Source organism: Kribbella sp. DT2 (assembly GCF_049844575.1).
In the GTDB taxonomy this organism is placed as follows: Bacteria; Actinomycetota; Actinomycetes; order Propionibacteriales; family Kribbellaceae; genus Kribbella.
On sequence record NZ_JBNCLH010000005.1, the window covers coordinates 438,082 to 456,025 of the forward strand.

The 17,944-nt window shown below is 70.2% G+C and carries 15 protein-coding genes; 4 read left to right on the forward strand and 11 right to left on the reverse strand.

Features of this window, described 5'->3' with window-relative positions; translation table 11 throughout:
* Positions 1-49 precede the first annotated feature (49 nt).
* The 7 genes from efeB to ACLQ2O_RS23690 are packed head-to-tail and all read right to left on the reverse strand — an operon-like array spanning position 50 to position 7,237.
* Complete coding sequence (gene efeB / locus ACLQ2O_RS23660; protein WP_425834905.1) at positions 50-1,411, reverse strand: iron uptake transporter deferrochelatase/peroxidase subunit; 1,362 nt, start codon at positions 1,409-1,411, stop codon at positions 50-52.
* Positions 1,411-2,553, reverse strand: a complete 1,143-nt coding sequence (gene efeO / locus ACLQ2O_RS23665; RefSeq protein WP_425834907.1) for an iron uptake system protein EfeO — start codon at positions 2,551-2,553, stop codon at positions 1,411-1,413. The genes efeB and efeO overlap by 1 nt, the downstream gene beginning before the upstream one ends.
* A gap of 40 nt (positions 2,554-2,593) precedes the next feature.
* Positions 2,594-3,427 carry an iron uptake transporter permease EfeU gene (efeU, locus tag ACLQ2O_RS23670; protein ID WP_425834909.1) on the reverse strand — a complete coding sequence of 278 codons (834 nt, stop codon included), beginning with the start codon at positions 3,425-3,427 and terminating at the stop codon, positions 2,594-2,596.
* Positions 3,428-3,469: 42 nt separating this feature from the next.
* The gene (gene thpR, locus ACLQ2O_RS23675; RefSeq protein WP_425834911.1) at positions 3,470-4,033 is read right to left on the reverse strand and encodes an RNA 2',3'-cyclic phosphodiesterase; all 564 of its coding nucleotides are present in this window, start codon (positions 4,031-4,033) and stop codon (positions 3,470-3,472) included.
* Positions 4,034-4,067: 34 nt separating this feature from the next.
* Positions 4,068-5,468 carry a mycothione reductase gene (locus ACLQ2O_RS23680; protein ID WP_425834913.1) on the reverse strand — a complete coding sequence of 467 codons (1,401 nt, stop codon included), beginning with the start codon at positions 5,466-5,468 and terminating at the stop codon, positions 4,068-4,070.
* 21 nt (positions 5,469-5,489) lie between these two features.
* Positions 5,490-6,791: an MFS transporter gene (locus ACLQ2O_RS23685; protein ID WP_425834915.1), complete on the reverse strand. Its 1,302-nt coding sequence runs from the start codon at positions 6,789-6,791 to the stop codon at positions 5,490-5,492.
* The gene (locus ACLQ2O_RS23690) at positions 6,788-7,237 is read right to left on the reverse strand and encodes a MarR family winged helix-turn-helix transcriptional regulator (protein WP_425834917.1); all 450 of its coding nucleotides are present in this window, start codon (positions 7,235-7,237) and stop codon (positions 6,788-6,790) included. The genes ACLQ2O_RS23685 and ACLQ2O_RS23690 overlap by 4 nt, the downstream gene beginning before the upstream one ends.
* A 105-nt stretch (positions 7,238-7,342) precedes the next feature.
* Here ACLQ2O_RS23690 and ACLQ2O_RS23695 point away from each other — a divergent pair, with 105 nt between their 5' ends.
* Complete coding sequence (locus tag ACLQ2O_RS23695) at positions 7,343-8,431, forward strand: hypothetical protein (RefSeq protein WP_425834919.1); 1,089 nt, start codon at positions 7,343-7,345, stop codon at positions 8,429-8,431.
* On the opposite strand, the gene ACLQ2O_RS23700 is transcribed toward ACLQ2O_RS23695, so the two are convergent.
* A complete protein-coding gene (locus ACLQ2O_RS23700; protein WP_425834921.1) occupies positions 8,373-10,439 on the reverse strand; it encodes a prolyl oligopeptidase family serine peptidase in 2,067 nt (688 codons plus the stop codon). The genes ACLQ2O_RS23695 and ACLQ2O_RS23700 overlap by 59 nt on opposite strands.
* Before the next feature lie 88 nt (positions 10,440-10,527).
* Positions 10,528-11,994, reverse strand: coding sequence for an NCS2 family permease (locus ACLQ2O_RS23705; RefSeq protein ID WP_425834923.1), 1,467 nt, complete (start codon positions 11,992-11,994; stop codon positions 10,528-10,530).
* Positions 11,995-12,065: 71 nt separating this feature from the next.
* Between ACLQ2O_RS23705 and ACLQ2O_RS23710 the strand changes: the two genes are divergently transcribed.
* Positions 12,066-12,386 (forward strand): DUF2530 domain-containing protein, encoded by a 321-nt coding sequence (locus ACLQ2O_RS23710; protein ID WP_425834925.1) that lies wholly within the window; start codon positions 12,066-12,068, stop codon positions 12,384-12,386.
* Between the two features lies 1 nt (position 12,387).
* Here the strand turns inward: ACLQ2O_RS23710 and ACLQ2O_RS23715 are convergent, their stop codons facing one another.
* Complete coding sequence (locus tag ACLQ2O_RS23715) at positions 12,388-13,302, reverse strand: DUF3027 domain-containing protein (RefSeq protein WP_425834927.1); 915 nt, start codon at positions 13,300-13,302, stop codon at positions 12,388-12,390.
* Positions 13,303-13,388: 86 nt separating this feature from the next.
* Here ACLQ2O_RS23715 and ACLQ2O_RS23720 point away from each other — a divergent pair, with 86 nt between their 5' ends.
* Complete coding sequence (locus ACLQ2O_RS23720) at positions 13,389-15,533, forward strand: MFS transporter (RefSeq protein WP_425834929.1); 2,145 nt, start codon at positions 13,389-13,391, stop codon at positions 15,531-15,533.
* 128 nt (positions 15,534-15,661) lie between these two features.
* Here the strand turns inward: ACLQ2O_RS23720 and ACLQ2O_RS23725 are convergent, their stop codons facing one another.
* On the reverse strand, positions 15,662-17,212 hold the full coding sequence (locus tag ACLQ2O_RS23725; protein ID WP_425834931.1) for an MFS transporter: 1,551 nt from the start codon (positions 17,210-17,212) through the stop codon (positions 15,662-15,664).
* 38 nt (positions 17,213-17,250) lie between these two features.
* On the opposite strand from ACLQ2O_RS23725, the gene ACLQ2O_RS23730 reads away from it, so the two are divergent.
* Entirely contained in the window at positions 17,251-17,943 is a 693-nt protein-coding gene (locus tag ACLQ2O_RS23730; protein WP_425834933.1) for a TetR/AcrR family transcriptional regulator, read from the forward strand.
* The last annotated feature ends 1 nt before the right edge of the window (position 17,944 follow it).

Below are 17,944 nucleotides of genomic sequence, written 5' to 3' on the forward strand. Positions count from 1 at the left end.
GTACGACGAAACGCCCGGTCCCCTGTGCGGGGGGCCGGGCGTTCGCCGTTCAGCTGAAGAGCTTCTCGCCCCAGAAGGAGCCCGCCGGTACGCCGCCGGGGCAGGCGAAGATGCCGGAGCCGACGTGGCGGATGTACTCGTTCATCACGTCGGAGCGGGCGAGCCGGTTCTGGATCGGGATGAACTGCCGGCGCGGGTCGCGCTGGTAGGCGAGGAAGAACAGGCCCGCGTCGAGGCGGCCGAGGCCGTCCGAGCCGTCGACGAAGTTGTAGCCGCGGCGGAGCAGCTCGGCGCCGTTGTTGAACTGGGGATGCGCCAGCCGGACGTGGGAGTCGGTGGCGACCTTGGGCTCGCCGTCGTTGCCCTTGGCATCGAAATCGATCGGGTCGAACTCGTCGGACCTGCCCAGCGGTGCGCCGGTTCCCTTGCCGCGGCCGACGATCGTCTCCTGCTCGCTGAGCGAGGTGCGGTCCCAGGTCTCGATGGTCATCCGGATCCGGCGCGAGACCAGGTACGAGCCGCCGACCATCCAGTCCGGGCCGTCCTCGGGCTGGACCCAGAGCTGGTCCTCGAGCTTCGCGGTGTCCTCGAGCTTGAGGTTGTTGGTGCCGTCCTTGAACCCGAACAGGTTGCGCGGCGTGGTCTGCGCGCGCGACGTCGACGACGTACGGCCGAAGCCGAGCTGGGAGTAGCGCACGGCGGTCGTGCCGAAGCCGATGCGAGCGAGGTTGCGGATCGCGTGGACGGCGACCTGGGGGTCGTCGGAGCAAGCCTGTACGGCGATGTCGCCGCCGCTGCGGGCCGCGTCGAGGTTGTCCCCGATGAAGTGCGGGAGGTCGACGAGCGCCTTCGGCCTGCGGGCTTTGAGGCCGAAGCGGTCGTTGCCCTTGGCATCCTGGAAGAAGCTGGGGCCGAAGCCGATCGTCAGCGTGAGCCGTGCCGGGGGCAGGCCGACGGCCTCGCCGGTGTCCTCGGGCGGGGCTTCGGCGGGGCCGTTCACCGCGCCGTACTGGCCGATGTCGCGGCCGGCGGTCATCAGGGCGGCAGCTGCGGTCCACTCCTTGAGCAGAGCGATGACGGCGTCGCGCTTGTCGGTGGTGACGTCGAAGGTCGCGAAGTGCAGACGGTCCTGCGCCGGGGTGATGATCCCGGCCTGGTGCTCGCCGTGGAACTCGACCGGGCCGGCGGTGTCAGCAGCCTGGGACGTTTCCCCTGCGAGAGCGGAGTGCGCGGCGTAGCCCGCGACGCCGGTCGCGACAGCGACGCCGGCTGCGCCGAAGAGCCCCCGCCTGGAAAGACCCCGCCGAGCCCGGGCCTCCGGCCCGGGCTCGGCGGGGGAAGAAGAGGAGCCGGAAGCCGGGGGCAGCTCGGAGCTGTCCCCGGCAGAGCCGGACTTGTTCTGATCAGCCATTACTTCTTCGCGATCACTCCGGCGACCTTGCTGACCGGCTCGGCCAGGGCGTCGACCACGATGCCGAGCTGCTTCCGCTCGTCGGCGGTCGGCTGGTAGGGCTTGAAGCCGTCGCCGGTGCGGTACTTGTCGACGGCGGCGAAGACGGCCTTGAAATTGGTGTCCAGCGTGGTGACCAGGGCGGCGTCACGCTGCTGCAGGGCCGGGCGGAGCGCCTGGATCGCGGCCTGCGAACCCTCGACGTTGGCCTGGAAGTCCCACAGGTCGGTGTGCGAGTAGCGGTCCTCCTCACCGGTGATCTTGCCGGTGGCGACCTCGTCGAGCAGTTCCTTGGCGCCGTTGGCCAGCTGCAGCGGGTTCAGCTGCACGGTCTTGGCCTTGCTGACCACGGTCTTCACGTCGACGAGCAACTGGTCGGCGTACTTGGCCATCCCCGCGGTGGTGTTCTTCTCCCACAGCGCCTGCTCGATCCGGTGGTAGCCCGTCCACTCGGTCCCCGGCTCGACGTCGTTCACCCGGGCGTCGATCTTCGGGTCCAGGTCGCCGAACGACTCCGCGACCGGCTCGATCCGCTCCCAGTACGTCCGCGAGACCGGGAACAGCGCCTTGGCCTTGGCGACGTCGCCGGCCTTGACCGCGGTGACGAACTCGGTGGTCTTCTCCTCCAGCGCGATCGCCTGGGAGTTCACGTAGCGCTGGTACGAGACGGTGGCGTCCTTCAGCGCGGTGTCGGTGTCGACCTGCGCGGCCGCGTCACCGGTCACGGTCAGGTCGCCACGGATGCCGTCGCCGATCATGCCGGGCTTGCAGACCGCCTGGTACGTGCCGGTCGGCAGCTCCACGATCAGGTCGCGCTTGAGGCCCGGGCCGATGTTCTCGACCTCGCCCATCACGCGGTCGCCCTCGGCGTACACGTAGAACTCGGTGACCTTGCTGCCACCGTTCGACACCGAGAACGTGCTCGTCCCGGACTTCACATCCCGCCGGCTCAGGTCGCAGCCCTCGTCGGAAGCCTTCACCGCTACCGGCCCGGTGGTGTCACCGGGCGCGGCTGCCGGAGTGTCCTCAGCACAGCCGGCCAGAGCAGCCAGCAGCAGTACGGCGCCGGCGGCGAGGGCTCGGCGGGTGGTGTTCGGGTTCATGGCGTTCCTTGTCGACGGACGGGGTGGTTCAGGCGGTGGTTCAGGCTTGGGCGGGAACCGCGGGCGGCGGCGTCTGCTTGACCGGACGGAGGTAGAGCAGCAGCACGGGGATCAGGTAGACCAGCCAGGCGGTCGCCTCGATCACGGTCGGGGCCGGGGTGAAGTTGAAGATCCCCTTCAGCACCACGCCGTACCAACTGTCCGGCGGGATCACGTGGGAGATGTCGAAGGCGAGCGTCTGCAGGCCGGGCAGGATGTTGGCTTCCTGCAGGTCGTGGAAGCCGTAGGCGAAGATGCCGGCCGCGACCAGGATCAGCAGGGCGCCGGTCCAGTTGAAGAAGACGCCGAGGTTGATCTTGACCGCGCCGCGGTAGATCGCGAACCCGAGCGCGACCGCGGTGGCCAGACCGAGCAGCACGCCGACGAACGGCGTCGCGGTGGTCGCGGTGGCGGCCGAGGCGTAGACGATGAAGGCGGTCTCGATGCCTTCGCGGAACACGGCCAGGAAGGCGAGCAGCACGACGGCGTACGGACCGACCTCGAGCGCGGCGCCCATTCGCTCGCGCAACTCCTTGGCGATGCTGCGCGACGCCTTGCGCATCCAGAAGATCATCCAGGTGACGAAGCCGACCGCGACGATCGACATCACGCCGCCGATCGTCTCCTGGGTGGTGAAGGACTTGGCGGTCAGCGAGGTGATGAACTGCAGCAGGGCCCAGCCGGCGACCGCGACGGCAACCGCCGCGGCCACGCCGGCCCAGACCAGTTTGAGCCGGTCCTTGTGCCCCGACTTCACCAGGAAGGTGGCCAGGATGCTGACCACCAGGGATGCTTCCAGTCCCTCACGGAGGCCGATGAGGTAGTTGGCGAGCATGGCGGTACTCCTGGAGCTTAGGTATGTCTAACCTTCGGAAGGCTAACCTAAGAAATCCCATTCGCCTACTGTGTCGTACGCCGCACCGTGGCTCGGCCCCTCGCCCAGCCGCGACGAGATCAACTGCAGGCTGTCCGCCCGCCAGGTCGGCCCCTGGTACTCGTCCAGGACCCGGACGTACCGCACCACGTCCATCGGCTGACGCATCCTGGCCAGCGTCAGGTGCGGCGTGAACTTCCGCCCGTCCACGGTCACACCGGCCTTGTTCGCCGCCGACCGCGTCGTCATCGCGAGGTGCTCGAGCGCCTCGGTCTCGTCCTGCACACCCGTCCACAGCACCCGAGCATCCGGTACGCCGGGAAACGCGCCCGCCCGCCCCAGACTCAGGTCGAACGGCTTCTGCTTGGCGGCGGCCCGTTCCAGCCCCTCGCCCAGTTCGTCGGTCTTCCACTCCGGCACGTCACCCAGGAACGCGAGGGTGATGTGCCAGGTCTCGTCACTGGCCCACCGGACGTCCTCGTCCGGGTGGGACCTGCGCGGTTCCACGTACTCACTCAGATGCTCGACAACCTCCACCGGCGGCACTACCGCCACGAACAATCGCATGCGTTCAGCCTACGACCCGCGGTTGCCCAGAGGGTCAGCTTTTCCCGAGCGGGAGGTTCAGCAAGGCGTTCTCGATCAGCTCCGGCAGGGCGGGGTGGATCCAGTACTGGCCCCGGGCCATCGTGTGGGCGTCGAGGCCGAAGCTCATGGCCTGGACGAGGGGCTGGAGGATCGAGCTGGCCTGGGGGCCGATGATGTGGGCGCCGAGCAACAGGCCGGTCTCCGGGTCGGCGAGGAGCTTGGCGAAGCCGGTGGTGTTCTCCATCGCCCAGCCGTAGGCGATGCCGGCGTAGTCGGCGCGGCCGACGACGTACGGGACGCCCTGCTCGACGGCTTCCTCCTCGGTCAGGCCGACCGACGCGACCTGCGGTGAGCCGAAGACGGCGGACGGGACGTAGCGGTGGTCGGACTCGATCTGCGCGTCGGGGTGCAGCAGGTTGTGCTGGACGACGCGGGCCTCGTGGTTCGCGACGTGCTTGAGCTGGTACTTCGACGAGAGGTCGCCGAGCGCGTAGATGCCGTCGACAACCGTCCGCTGCTGGGCGTCGACGACGATCCGCTCGTCCTCGTCGACCGTCACGCCGGTCGCGGCCGGGTCGAGCAGGTCGGAGTTCGGGCGCCGGCCGATCGCGATCAGCACCTCGTCGACGACGATCTCGTCGCGGCCGCCCGGGCTCAGCGTCTCCAGCCCGATGGAACCGTCCTCGAGCCGCCGGGCGCTGACCGTGTCGTGGTTCAGCCGTACGTCGTACGCCGTGGAGGCGAGCTCGGTGTAGCGCGTGGCGATCTCGGTGTCCTCGTGCCGCAGCAGCAGCCCGGAGCGCGCGATCAGCGTGACCTCGACGCCGAGCGAGGAGAACACGTGCGCGAACTCGGCGGCGACGAACCCGCTGCCGATGATCCCGAGCCGGGCCGGCAGCTCGCCGAGCCGCATCACCGTGTCGGACGTGTGGTACCCGACCTCGGCCAGGCCGGGCACGAACGGGATGTTGGGCCGGCTGCCCGCGGCGAGCACGATCTGGTCGGCGGTGATCACCCGGACGGACCCGTCCGCGGCGGTGACCGACAGCTCCTTGGTCCCGGTGAAGCGCCCGGTGCCGTGGTACACGGTCACGTTGGCGTTGTCGGCGTGGTGCTCGCGGTACTCCTCGCCACCGGCCGCGATCGGGTCGATCCGGCCGAAGATCCGGTCCCGGATCTCCGGCCAGCGGACGCCGGTCAGGTCCTCGTCGACGCCGTACGAGGAGCTGTACGACGGGATGGCGGCCAGGTCGGCGGTGTGCACGAACATCTTGGTCGGGATGCAGCCGACGTTCAGGCAGGTCCCGCCGAAGGTGCCGCGCTCGACGATCGCCGTCTTCCGGTCCGCGAACCGCCCGTCGAGGATCGAGTTGCCCGAGCCGGTACCGACGATCACCAAGTCGTAATGAGTCACAGGCTCATTGTGGCTGAACGATCAAGCGACCTTCGGGTTGGTGTCCACCGTCGCCTTGTCGGCGAGCAGTTCGCTCTGCGGCAGGACCTCCAGCCGCGGGCGCGGCAGCAGCCGCGGCCGGATCGCGAGGCCCTGCCGGCGGGAGAAGTAGAGCACCGAGCCGACCGTGCCGAGAATGGTCAGTCCGCCTCCCACGACCAGCGACCAGCGGGCGCCGAACTCCTGGCCGATCCAGCCGATGAACGGCGAGCCGAGCGGCGTACCGCCCATCAGGACCGTCATGTAGAGCGCCATCACCCGGCCGCGCATGGTCGGCTCGATGCCGAGCTGCATGGTCGCGTTGGCGGCGGTCAGCATGGTCAGCGCGGTGAACCCGACCAGCGGCAGCACGGCGGCGAAGGACAGGTACGTCGGCATCAGGCCGCTGACCACGTCCATCACCCCGAAGGCGAGCGCGGCGCCGATCACCAGCCGGCCCCGCGTCCGGACCCGGCGGGCCGCCAGCAGCGCGCCGACCAGCGAGCCGATCGCCAGGATCGAGCCGAGGATGCCGTACTCCCCCGCGCCCTTGTGGAACGCGCTGGTGGCCATCAGGGCCGACGTCATCTGGAAGTTCAGCCCGAAGGTGCCGGCGAAGAAGACCGCGACCAGCACCATCATCAGGTCCGGCCGGCGCCACAGGTACCGCATGCCGTCGCGGATCATGCCCTTCTCGCGGCCGGCCATCTTCGGCGTGTGCAGCTCGTCGGGGACCATCAGCCACAGCGAGAGGATCACCGCGGCGTAGCTGAAGCCGTTGATGATGATCACCGGACCGGTGCCGATCCAGGCGATCAGCAGGCCGGCCAGGCCCGGGCCGATCAGCCGGGCGGCGTTGAAGGATGCCGAGTTCAGGCCGACGGCGTTCTGCAGGTCGTCCTTGCCGACCATCTCGACCACGAAGGCCTGCCGGGTCGGGGCGTCGAACGCCGTACCGATGCCGAACAGGAAGGCCAGCGCGTACACGTGCCAGGTCTGCACGACGCCGGTGACGGCGAGCGTGCCGAGCACGAGCGCCACGCTGCCCATCGCCATCTGGGTGACGGTCAGCACGCGGCGCTTGGGGAACCGGTCGGCCACCAGGCCGGCGTACGGCGAGAGCAGGAGGGCCGGCAGGAACTGCAGACCGGTGACGATGCCGAGCGCCGTCCCGGAGTGGGTCAGCTCGAGGACCAGCCAGTCCTGGGCGACCCGCTGCATCCAGGTGCCGGTGTTGGAGATGATCGCGCCGGAGGCGTAGAGCCGGAAGTTGCGGACCTTGAAGGCCCGGAAGGTAGGGCTCACGAGCCCGCCAGTCGTTCGAGAACAGGTGCTGCCTTGCGCAGGATGTCGCGCTCCTCGGGAGTCAGTTTCTTCAGTTTCGTCTGCAGCCACTCGTCGCGGCGGCGCCGGTTGGCGCGCAGCAGGGCGTGCGCGGCCTCGGTCAGCTCGACCACGATCTGGCGCTTGTCGGTCGGGTGCGGACGCCGCGCCACCAGGCCCGCGTCCTCCATGTTCGACACGATCCGCGTCATCGACGGGGGCTTGACCTGCTCGTGCGCGGCCAGCTCACCGACCGTCATCGCGTCGTGCTTGCCCAGAGCACCGAGTACGCCGAGCTGGTTCGCGGTCAGGTCGTGCCCGTCCTCGCGCTGCCGCCGGATCTGCCGGGACAGCCGGAGCGTGGACGACCTCAGGGCGCTCGCCAGCCCGACGTCGCTCTTCACCTGCTGGGCTACGATCTCGGGCATGTCGTTAGCATAACTCATTACCTTTGCTAACGAAAAATAGTTACCGGGTATTCCGCTCAGCGGTACGGCGGGGTGCGACACCGGCGCCGACTAGGGTGATCCGCCATGGGGACTCCGGTCGAGCTGGTGAAGTACGAGCAGCGGTTCCGGCGGGCCGGGCTGCCGCTGTTCATCGAGGACTTCTCGCCGACGCACGACATCTTCGCCCGGGCCACGCCGGTACTGGCCCTGGTGTTCCTCGCCGAGGTGCTCGGCGCGATCGAGCTGACCTGGAGCTGGTGGCAGAACGCGCTGGCGGTGCTCGCCGGGCTGGCCGTCCTGGTCGGCGGCTTCGGCCTGCTGAACGGGATGCGCGGCCGGCCGTTCTGGTCGTTCCCGACCCGCTTCGGCACCCCTGAGGTCGCCGTGTTCGTGCTGCTGCCGGCGCTGCTTCCGGTGCTGTCGCACTTCCAGTGGAAGCAGTTCCTCGGCGTCGCGGCCGGCAACCTGGTGCTGATCGGTTTGGTGTACGTCGTGGTCGGCTACGGCCTGATCGGTACGACGATCTGGGGCGTACGACGGCTCGCGAGCGAGCTGGCCAGCTCGGTGGCCAGCCTGATCCGGGCGCTGCCGCTGCTGCTCGTGTTCTCCTTGGTGCTGTTCGTGAACACCGAGATGTGGCAGGTCTTCGCGGGCATGCCGATCGCGTTCATCGTGCTCTCGGCGATCGCGTTCGCGCTGCTCAGCGACCTGTTCCTGGTGCTGCGGCTGCCCCAGGAGCTGGACCGGATCGAGCGGGACGCCGGCACCGGACCACCGCTGCGCCGGATCCAGCGGCTCAACCTGAGCATCAGCCTGGTGGTCCGGCAGTGGATGCAGGTCCTGGTGGTCAGCGCCGGCGTCGGCGCCTTCTTCGTTGCCTTCGGCATGCTCGCGATCAGCGAGAAGCTCTACGGCGAGTGGGGCATCCAGCCCGGGGCGTGGTCCTACACGTTCGAGCTGCTCGGCCATCCCGTGCTGATCAGTGCGGCCCTGGTGAAGGTCGCGGTCGGGATCGCGAACTTCACCGGGCTGTACTACTCGATCTCACTGATGACGGACGCGACCTACCGCACCGAGTTCCTCGACAACGTCACCGACGAGCTGCGCGAGCTGTTCACCGCCCGCGCGGAGTACCTGGAGCTGCGATCCCGAGTGCTTCCCGCAGAAAGTTGAGCTGGTGCCACATCAGGCCCGCGACCGTGGCTTCGTCCGTCGGCATGTGCGTCGCACCGGACAGCGGCAGCACCTGGTGCGGCCGGCCGGCTGCCAGGAGTGCTGCTGACATGCGGAGCGTGTGAGCGGCGACCACGTTGTCGTCGGCCAGGCCGTGGACCAGCAGCAGCGGGCGGGACAGCTTGGCGGCCTCCGGGATCGGAGAGCTGTGGTCGTAGGCCTCGGCGTTCTCGTCCGGGTGGCCCAGGAAGCGCTCACGCCAGTGCGTGTCGTACAGCCGCGGGTCGCTCGGTCCGGCACCGGCGACCGCGGCGTGGAAGACGTCCGGCCTGCGCAGTACGGCGATGGTCGACAGGATGCCGCCGTAGCTCCAGCCGGTGATGCCAACGCGGGTCAGGTCGAGGTCCGGGCAGTGCTCCGCCGCGGCGTGCAGGGCGGTGACCTGGTCCTCCAGCGGCAGCGACAGGGTGTCGCCGTACACGGTCTTGTCCCAGGCCGGGCCGCGGCCCGGCGTACCGCGGCCGTCGGCAATGACCACGGCGAAGCCTGCTTCGGCGTACCACTGGGCTGTCGGGGAGACCGGTGTGGTGGCGCGGACGGCGACCTGGAGCGCCGGGCCGGCGTACGGGGTCATCAGGACGGGCAGTGTCATGCCCGGCTCGTACCAGGTCGGCAGGACGAGTGCCGTGCGGAGCTGCAGCTCGCCTGCGTGCAGCCACGTGATGCGCGGAGCCAGCGTCGGCCGGGCCGCCAGGGACTGGATCTGGCGACCAGTACGTCGTACGGCGAACGTCTGGCCGGTCTCGGTGTTGGAGGTGATCACGCCGCCGGCTGCGCCGTGGACGCCGGAGGTGCTGGTGAGCTGGTGGAGTCCGGTGGTGTCGTACAGCCAGAGGTGGCGCTCGGTGGGCTCGTCGTTCGCCTGGAAGAGGACGGACTCACCGGTGACGTCCAGGACCGCGCGGAGCTGGAGGCCCTCAGGAGTCACTGGCTGGCCGTCCACCAGAAGGCGACGGGTGGAGGGGGTGTCGTCGGCAACGATCAGCTTGCCGGAGGCAGTCCTGGCCGGCGTACCGGGGATGAGCTCGACCCAGGCCTCGTCGCGCTGCTCGTGGAGGAGCTCGGTCCGGCCGGTCGTCGGATCAGCGGCCAGGACCTGCACGGTCTGCTGGTCGCGGGACTGGACGGAGAGCAGTACGCCGTGGTCGTCCCAGGCTGCTGTCGGCAGGTACTCGAAGGCGCCCGCCTCGATGTCGACGCGTGAGCCGTCGAGGTCGAGCACGTGCAGGGTGACCACGGCGTTCGGCGTACCGGCTGCTGGGTAGGCGACCTCACGGGGACGGCTCGCGGGGTTGGCGGGATCGGCGATCCACCAGCGCTGCACCTGGGACTGATCCACCCGGGTGGCGAGCAGCCGGGTCCCGTCGGGCGACCACCAGTGCCCGCGGGTGCGGTGCATCGACTCGGAGGCAACGTGCTCGGCCAGGCCCCAGAAGACGTCCGGACCGTCGGCGGCGGCCACCTCCCGGTCGTTGCCGTCGGCAAGCTCCAGGACGTGCAGGGCGCCGTCGGACACGTAGGCGACGCGGTGCCCGGTGGGATCCAGGCGCGGGTCGACGACCGCGCCCGGGGTCTCCAGGGCGCGCAGGTCCCCGCTCAGGAGGTCGAGGTGCCAGAGTTTGCCGCTGACCGGAAGAACGGCGACGGTCAGGGCCGTGTCGGTGGAGAACGAAACGATGCCGCTGCTGCGTTCCCGAGTGCGTTCGCGGCGGATCTTCTCGGCCTCGGGGATCGGGCCGTCGGCGCCGAGCTGCTCGGGCGCGACCAGCAGGCGCTCGTCGTCACCGTCCAGCAGCCACAGGCAGCTGGTGCGGTCCTCGGGGCCGCGGGTGCGCAGGAAGAGCACGCGCTCGCCGTCCGGGGAGGTGACGAAGGCCCTCGGCACGCCGAGGGAGAAGCGCTGGGCGCGGGCCGAGTGGGCGGGGAAGGTCTCCAGATAACTGTTCATAACCGAGAGTCTCCGCGTCGTAGCAGCAACCGCGGAAGGGGATTTTTACGCTCGGAGAACCCGAAGAAGTCATCAGCTTAGCAGCGGGTCAGGTCAGCCAGTCGCGCAGGGGGCCGATCGCGAAGTAGATCACGAACAACGCCGACACCACCCACATCAGCGGGTGTAGCTGGCGGGCCTTGCCGCGGACGACCTTGAGCAGCGCGTAGGAGACGAACCCGGCGCCGATACCGGCCGAGATCGAGTACGTGAACGGCATCAGGACGATGGTCAGGAACGCCGGGATGCCGACCTCGAGATCGTCGAAGTCGATGCCCTTCACCTGGGTCATCATCAGGAACCCGACCAGGATCAGGGCCGGCGTCGCCGCCTCGTACGGGATCAGCGTGACCAGCGGCGCGGCCACCATCGAGAGCAGGAAGCAGATCCCGGTGACCACGCTGGCCAGTCCGGTCCGCGCGCCCTCGCCGACGCCCGACGCGGACTCGATGTACGACGTGTTGCTGGACACCGACGCGGCACCACCGGCGGCCGCCGCGACGCTGTCCACGATCAGGATCCGCTGCGCGTTCGGCGGGTTGCCGTCCTTGTCGAGCAGGTTCGCCTCGGCGCCGATCGCGGTCATCGTGCCCATCGTGTCGAAGAAGTCGGCCAGCATCAGCGTGAAGATCAGCAGGATCGCCGCCGTCACACCGATCTTCTCGAACGAGCCGAACAGGTTGAACTCGCCGAGCAGGTCCAGGTCCGGGGTGCTGAACCAGTTGTCCGGCAGGGCCGGCACGCTCAGGCCCCAGCCGCCGGGGTTCTCGGCGGTGCGGCCGCCGACCTTGGCGATCGCCTCGACCACGATCGCCAGCACGGTCGCGACCACGATGCCGATCAGGATCGCACCCTTCACCTTGCGCGCGTACAGGGCGACGATCAGGACCAGCCCGATCACGAAGATCAGTACCGGCCAGCCGCGCAGGCTGCCGCCGACGCCGAGCTCGACCGGCGGGCCGGTCGGCGCGGCCGGGCGGCGGACGAAGCCCGCGTCCACCACGCCGATGAACGCGATGAACAGACCGATCCCGACGCTGATCGCGACCTTGAGCTGGCGGGGTACCGCCTCGAAGACGGCTCGGCGGAAACCGGTCAGGACCAGGGCCAGGATGATGATGCCCTCGATGACCACCAGGCCCATCGCGTCGGCCCAGGTCATCTGGGACGCGACCGAGTAGGCCAGGAACGCATTGAGCCCGAGTCCGGTGGCCAGCGCGAGCGGGTAGTTCGCGACCACGCCCATCAGGATCGTGACCACGCCGGCCACCAGCGCGGTCGCGACGGCGACCTTGGCGATCGCGGCGGACGGATCGGTGCCGCCGCCGATCACCTGGTCGGTCACGTCGGTGGCGTTGCCGAGGATCAGCGGGTTCAGCACGACGATGTAGGCCATCGTGAAGAACGTCACCAGACCGCCGCGGATCTCCCGGGGGACGGTCGAGCCGCGATCGGTGATCTTGAAGAAGTTGTCCAGGAAGCCGGGGCGGGAGGCAACAGCCGGGCGCGTGCTCATGACGGCATCGTGCCAGGTCGGCGTGGGCCTGCGCGAGCGATCCCGTAGAGCCGACGCGTTAAGGTGATCAGGTGGCAGACGAGAAGCCGGCGCCGGCGTCGAAGAAGCGCACCGACCCGACCAGTCAGCTGGCCCGTGGCGAGCTGGTGCACGCCGCGGTCAAGCCGCTCGACCTGTCCGGGATCCCGACCGTGATCGCCGGGATCGTCGCCTGGGCGCTGGCGTTCGTGGTGGTGCTGATCTTCCGTGACGACCTGTTGCGGTCCGGTGACGAGTGGTGGTTGTGGGTCACCGTCGCGGGCTTCGGCCTGGGCTGGATCGGCCTGGCCTACTGCAAGCGCCGCTGGACCAGCATCCAGTCCGGCCAGGGCGCCCCGGCCCACGAGGACTGAGTCAGTCCTTCTCCACAACCTCTTCCACGGCGGCCGCGGCCTCCGCGACCTCGTCGTCCGACGCGGGCTCGGCAGCCGCCTCGACCTCAGCCTGTACGGCGTCCGCCTCGGCCACCTCGTCGTCGGCCGCAGCCGGCGTCGGGCCGGCCGGCATCGCCAGTTCGTCGTACCCGGTGGTGTCGAACGCGTGCTCGGTCGACGGGTGATCCGGTGCGTCGATCACGACGTCGGAGTGCGCACCGCAGCCGTAGTCGTAGGCCACGACGCGCCCCTCACCGGGCGCCATCTCGTTCGCGCACGCGCCGAAGGCCTGTCCGAGGCTGTCGGCCAGGCGGATCCAGTACCCGCAGGAGTTGCACTTGAACGGCACGGCCTGCGCGATCGGTGAGGCCGGGCCGAAGTCCCCGGCGTACCAGCGCTCGGCCGCGTCCTCACGACCGGCCGGCGACAGCACCCGCTCACGTCCGAGCCCGAGCTCCTCGACGACAGCGAGGACCTCGTCAGGAGCACCCGTGGTGTCGGTGTAGCCGGGCTCGAGCCGCGGGTCCTCCGGCAGCGTCGGGAACAGGTCGCCCGGTCGCAGGTCGCCCGCCTGGACGCGCTCCGACCACGGCACCCACTCGGGCGCGACGATCGCGACGTCACCCGGCAGCATGACGACCTCGTTGACCGTGACCGTCTTCGCGCGCGACGCGCGGGTGACGGTGACGGCCCAGCGCCAGCCCTTGTAGCCGGGGTGGGCCGAGGAGAAGTAGTGCGTGACGAGCCGCTCGCCTTCGACCGAGTGGCCGAGGTAGTCCCCCACCTGCGCGGCGCCGGCTTCCTCGATCGCGGCGTCGCGGGCAGGTTCCACCGCCGCGACGCAGACGGCGTCGGGCTTGGCGCGGACCGGTTCCGGAGCTTTGACGGGAGTCACAATCGGTTATTCTCGCACGCCCTACCACGGGAATCCGAACCGTGCCGCGCCTGCGCTCCGTCCCCCGCACAAGGCAGGATGGTCGTATGGAGAATTCCGACCCGACGAACGCCGGTCCGACCGGTACGCCGGGCGACCACGGCCCCAGCTCGCAGAGGCCGCCGGGCGACGCCGGCTCGGGAACCGGATCCACCTCCCACCCCGGCCCGGGCCCCGGCAAGAAGTCTGCCGGTGAGCGCCTGGGGACCGCCGGCCAGCGGCTCGGGAGTGCGAGCAAGAAGGTCGGGCACGCGTCGAAGGTCGGGGCGACCGGGTTCGCCTCGATCTCGAAGAAGACCGCCGGGGTCACCGGGCGGGCGGGCAAGGCGACCGGGCGGCGCATCTCAGGACTGACCGGAGCGCAGGGTGCTCGTGAGTCCGGGCTGTCGCGGTTGATCGAGCTCGGTGCGGTGAACGCCGCGGGCGACACCGCGTTCGCCGTCTCGCTCGCGGGCACCGTCTTCTTCGCCGTACCGAGCGAGCAGGCCCGCGACCGCGTCGCCCTGTTCCTGCTGCTCACGATGGCGCCGTTCGCGCTGATGGCTCCGCTGATCGGCCCGGTCCTCGACCGCTTCCGGCACGGCCGCCGCTGGGCGATCGGCGCGACGCTCGGACTGCGCGGCTTCCTCGTCTGGAGCCTCGCCGCCTCGATCCACGACAGCTCCACCTGGCTCTACCCGGCAGCGCTCGGGTGCCTCGTCGCCTCCAAGGCGTACGGCGTGACGCGAGCGTCCGCCGTACCGCGGCTGCTGCCGAAGGAGATCACGCTCGTCACGGCCAACTCGCGGATCTCCCTGGCCGGTGTCGCCGGTGCGACGGTCGGCGCGGGCATCGCGGGTGCGTTCGCGGCGATCGGGCCGGAGTGGTCGCTGCGCTGGGCCGCGGTCGTCTACACGGTCGGCCTGATCCTCGCGATCCGGCTGCCGAGCCGCGTGGACTCTCCCGCCGGCGAGGAGATGACCGGCTCGGCCGGACGGGAGGCGCGCCGGCGGGCGATCACCGCGGCGGTCTCGCGCGGCATCCGCTGCAACCTCGGGCTGCGGTTCGTCTCGGGCTTCCTCACCATGTACCTGGCGTTCCTGCTGCGCGACAAACCGATCAGCGGCCTGGACGGCGTGGTCGCGGCCGGCGCCGTGATTGCGGCCGCCGGCCTCGGCAACAGCCTGGGAACCCTCGCCGGATCGTTGCTCAGGGCAAGAAAACCGGAGACCGTCGTCCTGGTCGTGCTGCTCGCGGACGCCGCCATCGCGCTCACCGTCGCGATCCTCTACGGCTTCCCCACGCTGATCCTGCTGGGTCTCGTCGCCGGCCTGTGCAGCTCCCTCGGCAAGCTCTCGCTGGACGCGATGATCCAGCGCGACGTCCCTGAGTCCGTCCGTACGTCGGTCTTCGCGCGCTCCGAGACCGTGCTGCAACTGTCCTGGGTCATCGGCGGCGGCTGCGGCATCGTCCTCCCCCTCATCCCCCGCCTCGGCTTCGGCTTCCTCGCGGCGGTCCTCCTGGTCGTCATCTTCCTGGTCCTCCGCCACAAGCCCGCTCCCCAACCGCGGACGCCGTCCGCCGCGCCGGCTCCGCACACTCCGTCCCCGCACGCCGAGACCCGCCCGGTCCCCCGCACGGTGATGACGAGCGAGCCCCCGACCACCCGCATCAGCGAACGCCGCGCCGAGGGTCCTCACGCTGGAAGCCCCCGCACCGACGAACCCACCCAGGAACTACGCATCACCCCCGAACCGACGCCCTCCCCCGCAGGAGATCGCCCGGCTGCCCCCCAGGCGGCAGGCGATCGCCCGGCTGCCTCCCAGGCGGCAGACCGCCAGGCTGCCTCCCAGGCGGGAGACCGGCCGACCTCCAGCGCCGGAGCCTCCGCAGGGGCTCGGCCGACGGCAGGAGACCGGCGGCCGACGGACGACGGGAGCCGAAGCGCCGGCCCCACCCCGGCCGCGGGTCGCTGGTGGAGCGGCCAGCCGGACGACGACGAGACGGTCGTCGAGCCGACGACGTGGGCCGAGGAACCAACCGTCGAGCGAACCGCCGAACAACCCGCCGCCGAACGCGGCACCCGCACAACCGACGGACCTTTACCCCGTCCCGACGCCGGCGCCTCGCCGGAACACCACCCCGGCAACAACCGCTCGACCGACGAAACCCGCGTCGAGCGCCGCCGTAGCTTCTTCCGCCGCCGCCCCTGAGTCGCGTTGCCGGTCGACTGCTTCCTTGTGTCACGGCTGACGCCGTAACACAGCAGCCGTCACACAAGGAAGCAGTCATCACAGAAGGCGTCAGTGGAGGCGGGATCAAGGGCCGCCGGCGGCGGGCTTCACCGGTGGTGGTGGGGCTGGCCGAGGTCGGCGGGCTGGGCGGATTCCTCCTTCTCCGCTCCGGTTCCTCGCAGCATGAGGGTGATGGTGACCGCCGTCGCGACCAGCAGGCTGGCTCCGACGACCGCGGCGGTGTTGAGGCTGTGGTTGAAGGCGTGGCGGGCCGCGGTGAGGACCGCGTCGTGGAGTTGCGCAGGGAGCTGGGCAGCGATGGCGGTCGCGGCCGGGAGACCTTCCTCGGCCCCCTTGGCGACGTCGGCGGGCAGACCAGCAGGGAGCTGCAGGTCGGAGCGGTAGGCCGCCGTACCGATGCTGCCCAGGACGGCGATGCCGAGGGCGCCGCCGAACTCGCTGCAGGTTTCCATCAGCGCCGAGGCGGACCCGGCGCGTTCGGGGTTGACCGCTCCGACGACTGCTTCGGTGACGATCGCCATCACCATGACCAGACCGGCCGCCAGCAGGCCCGATCCGGTGAGGAGGACCCACAGGCGTGACGTGACCTCGAGCTGGGTGAGGACGCCGAAGCCGCCGGCCGACAGGAGGAAGGCACCGCCCAGCACGTAGGCCCGGTCGATCCGGGCAGCCAGCACGGTCGACAACGGCGCGGCACCACCGACTGCGACCGACGGGACGAGCGCCCACAGCGCCGCCTTCAGCGGGCTCATCGCGAGGACCAGCTGCAGGTACTGCGTCATGAAGACCGCGTTGCCGACCAGCGCGAGCATGCCGATCGTGTTCGCCGCGAGCGCTCCGCTGAAGGCCCGGTTGCGGAACATCCCGAGCTCGACCATCGGGTACGCCGCCGTCCGCTGCCGCTGCAGGAACGCCGCACCGACCAGCAGCCCGACCACGATCGCGAGCACCGGCCACAGATCCAGCCCGTGCGCCGCGATCTCCTTGATCCCCCAGATCACCGGCAGCACCGCGGCCAGCGACAGCACCGACCCGAGCAGGTCGAAACGACCCAGCGACGGCGCCTTGAACTCGGGCAGCAGCACCGGCGCGATCACCAGCAGCAGCACCATCGCGGGGGTGTTGATCAGGAACACCGAGCCCCACCAGAAGTGCTCGAGCAGCACGCCGCCGAGCACCGGCCCGAGCGAGATCCCGCCGAGCATCACCGCGCTCCAGAACGCGATCGCCTTCTGCCGCTGACCGGCGTCGTGGAACATGTTGCGGATCAGCGCGAGCGTCGACGGCATCAGCGTCGCGCCGCCGATGCCGAGCACGGCGCGGGCGGCGATCAGCTGCTCCGGCGTCTGCGCGTACGCCGCCGCGACCGAGGCGAGCCCGAACGCGACCGCGCCGATCAGCAGCAGCTTGCGCCGGCCGATCCGGTCACCGAGCGCGCCCATCGTGATCAGCAGCCCGGCCAGCACGAAGCCGTAGATGTCGAAGATCCACAGCTGTTCGGTGGCGCTCACCCCGAGGTCGGCGGAGATGAACGGGACGGCGAAGTACAGCACCGAGACGTCCATCGAGACCAGCAGCAGCGGCAGCGCGAGCACCCCCAGCGCGATCCACTCCTTCCGGCCGGCGCGTTCGGTCATGACGTCCTCCAGTGATCTGCGAGGTCGAGCTGCCCAGGGTGCTGCAGCAGCTGTGGGGACTGGAGGGCCCGGCGCGGCCGGGGCCGAAGCCGACGTTCCACATCAGCGAGATCGGCGCGGCCGCGGTCCGGCTGGCCGACGCCGGTGGGCTCGCCGCGGTCTCGATGAGCAAGGTGGCGGCCGAGCTCGGTTTCACCACGATGTCGCTCTACCGGTACGTCGAGGCCAAGGACGACCTGTACGTCGTGATGCTCGACGAGGCGTTCGGCGACCCGGCGCCGGTGGACGAGTCGCTCGACTGGCGGGCGCAGCTCACCGCCTGGGCCGAGCACTTCCGGGAGTCACTGGTCCGGCACCCGTGGGTGCTCCAGGTGCCGGTGCTCGAGGCGCCGCTGTCCCCGCGGCAGCTGGACTGGATGGAGGCGGCGCTGCTCGCGTTCGGCAGCACGCCGCTGACCCCGAACGACCAGCTGTCGTCGATGATGCTGGTCAACATCTACGTCCGCGGAACGGTGCAGCTGACCACGCACCTGCGGGCCGGCGACGAGGCCAACCAGCTCTACAGCCGGCGCCTCAGGATGCTGGCGTCACCGGACCGGTACCCGACGATCGCCGCGGGCCTCGCCGCTCCGGACGAGCTGGACGTCGACTACGCCGGCGACGACTTCCAGGCCGGGCTGGACGTCGTCCTGGACGGCATCCAGCAACTGATCGGCCGGCGGAAGAGTTGAG

What these genes read in the sequence shown, in the direction of transcription:
- efeB (WP_425834905.1), bottom strand. Translation starts at nt 1,411, where the DNA reads ATGGCTGATCAGAACAAGTCCGGCTCTGCCGGGGACAGCTCCGAGCTG.
- efeO (WP_425834907.1), bottom strand. Translation starts at nt 2,553, where the DNA reads ATGAACCCGAACACCACCCGCCGAGCCCTCGCCGCCGGCGCCGTACTG.
- efeU (WP_425834909.1), bottom strand. Translation starts at nt 3,427, where the DNA reads ATGCTCGCCAACTACCTCATCGGCCTCCGTGAGGGACTGGAAGCATCC.
- thpR (WP_425834911.1), bottom strand. Translation starts at nt 4,033, where the DNA reads ATGCGATTGTTCGTGGCGGTAGTGCCGCCGGTGGAGGTTGTCGAGCAT.
- ACLQ2O_RS23690 (WP_425834917.1), bottom strand. Translation starts at nt 7,237, where the DNA reads ATGCCCGAGATCGTAGCCCAGCAGGTGAAGAGCGACGTCGGGCTGGCG.
- ACLQ2O_RS23695 (WP_425834919.1), top strand. Translation starts at nt 7,343, where the DNA reads ATGGGGACTCCGGTCGAGCTGGTGAAGTACGAGCAGCGGTTCCGGCGG.
- ACLQ2O_RS23700 (WP_425834921.1), bottom strand. Translation starts at nt 10,439, where the DNA reads ATGAACAGTTATCTGGAGACCTTCCCCGCCCACTCGGCCCGCGCCCAG.
- ACLQ2O_RS23705 (WP_425834923.1), bottom strand. Translation starts at nt 11,994, where the DNA reads ATGAGCACGCGCCCGGCTGTTGCCTCCCGCCCCGGCTTCCTGGACAAC.
- ACLQ2O_RS23720 (WP_425834929.1), top strand. Translation starts at nt 13,389, where the DNA reads ATGGAGAATTCCGACCCGACGAACGCCGGTCCGACCGGTACGCCGGGC.
- ACLQ2O_RS23725 (WP_425834931.1), bottom strand. Translation starts at nt 17,212, where the DNA reads ATGACCGAACGCGCCGGCCGGAAGGAGTGGATCGCGCTGGGGGTGCTC.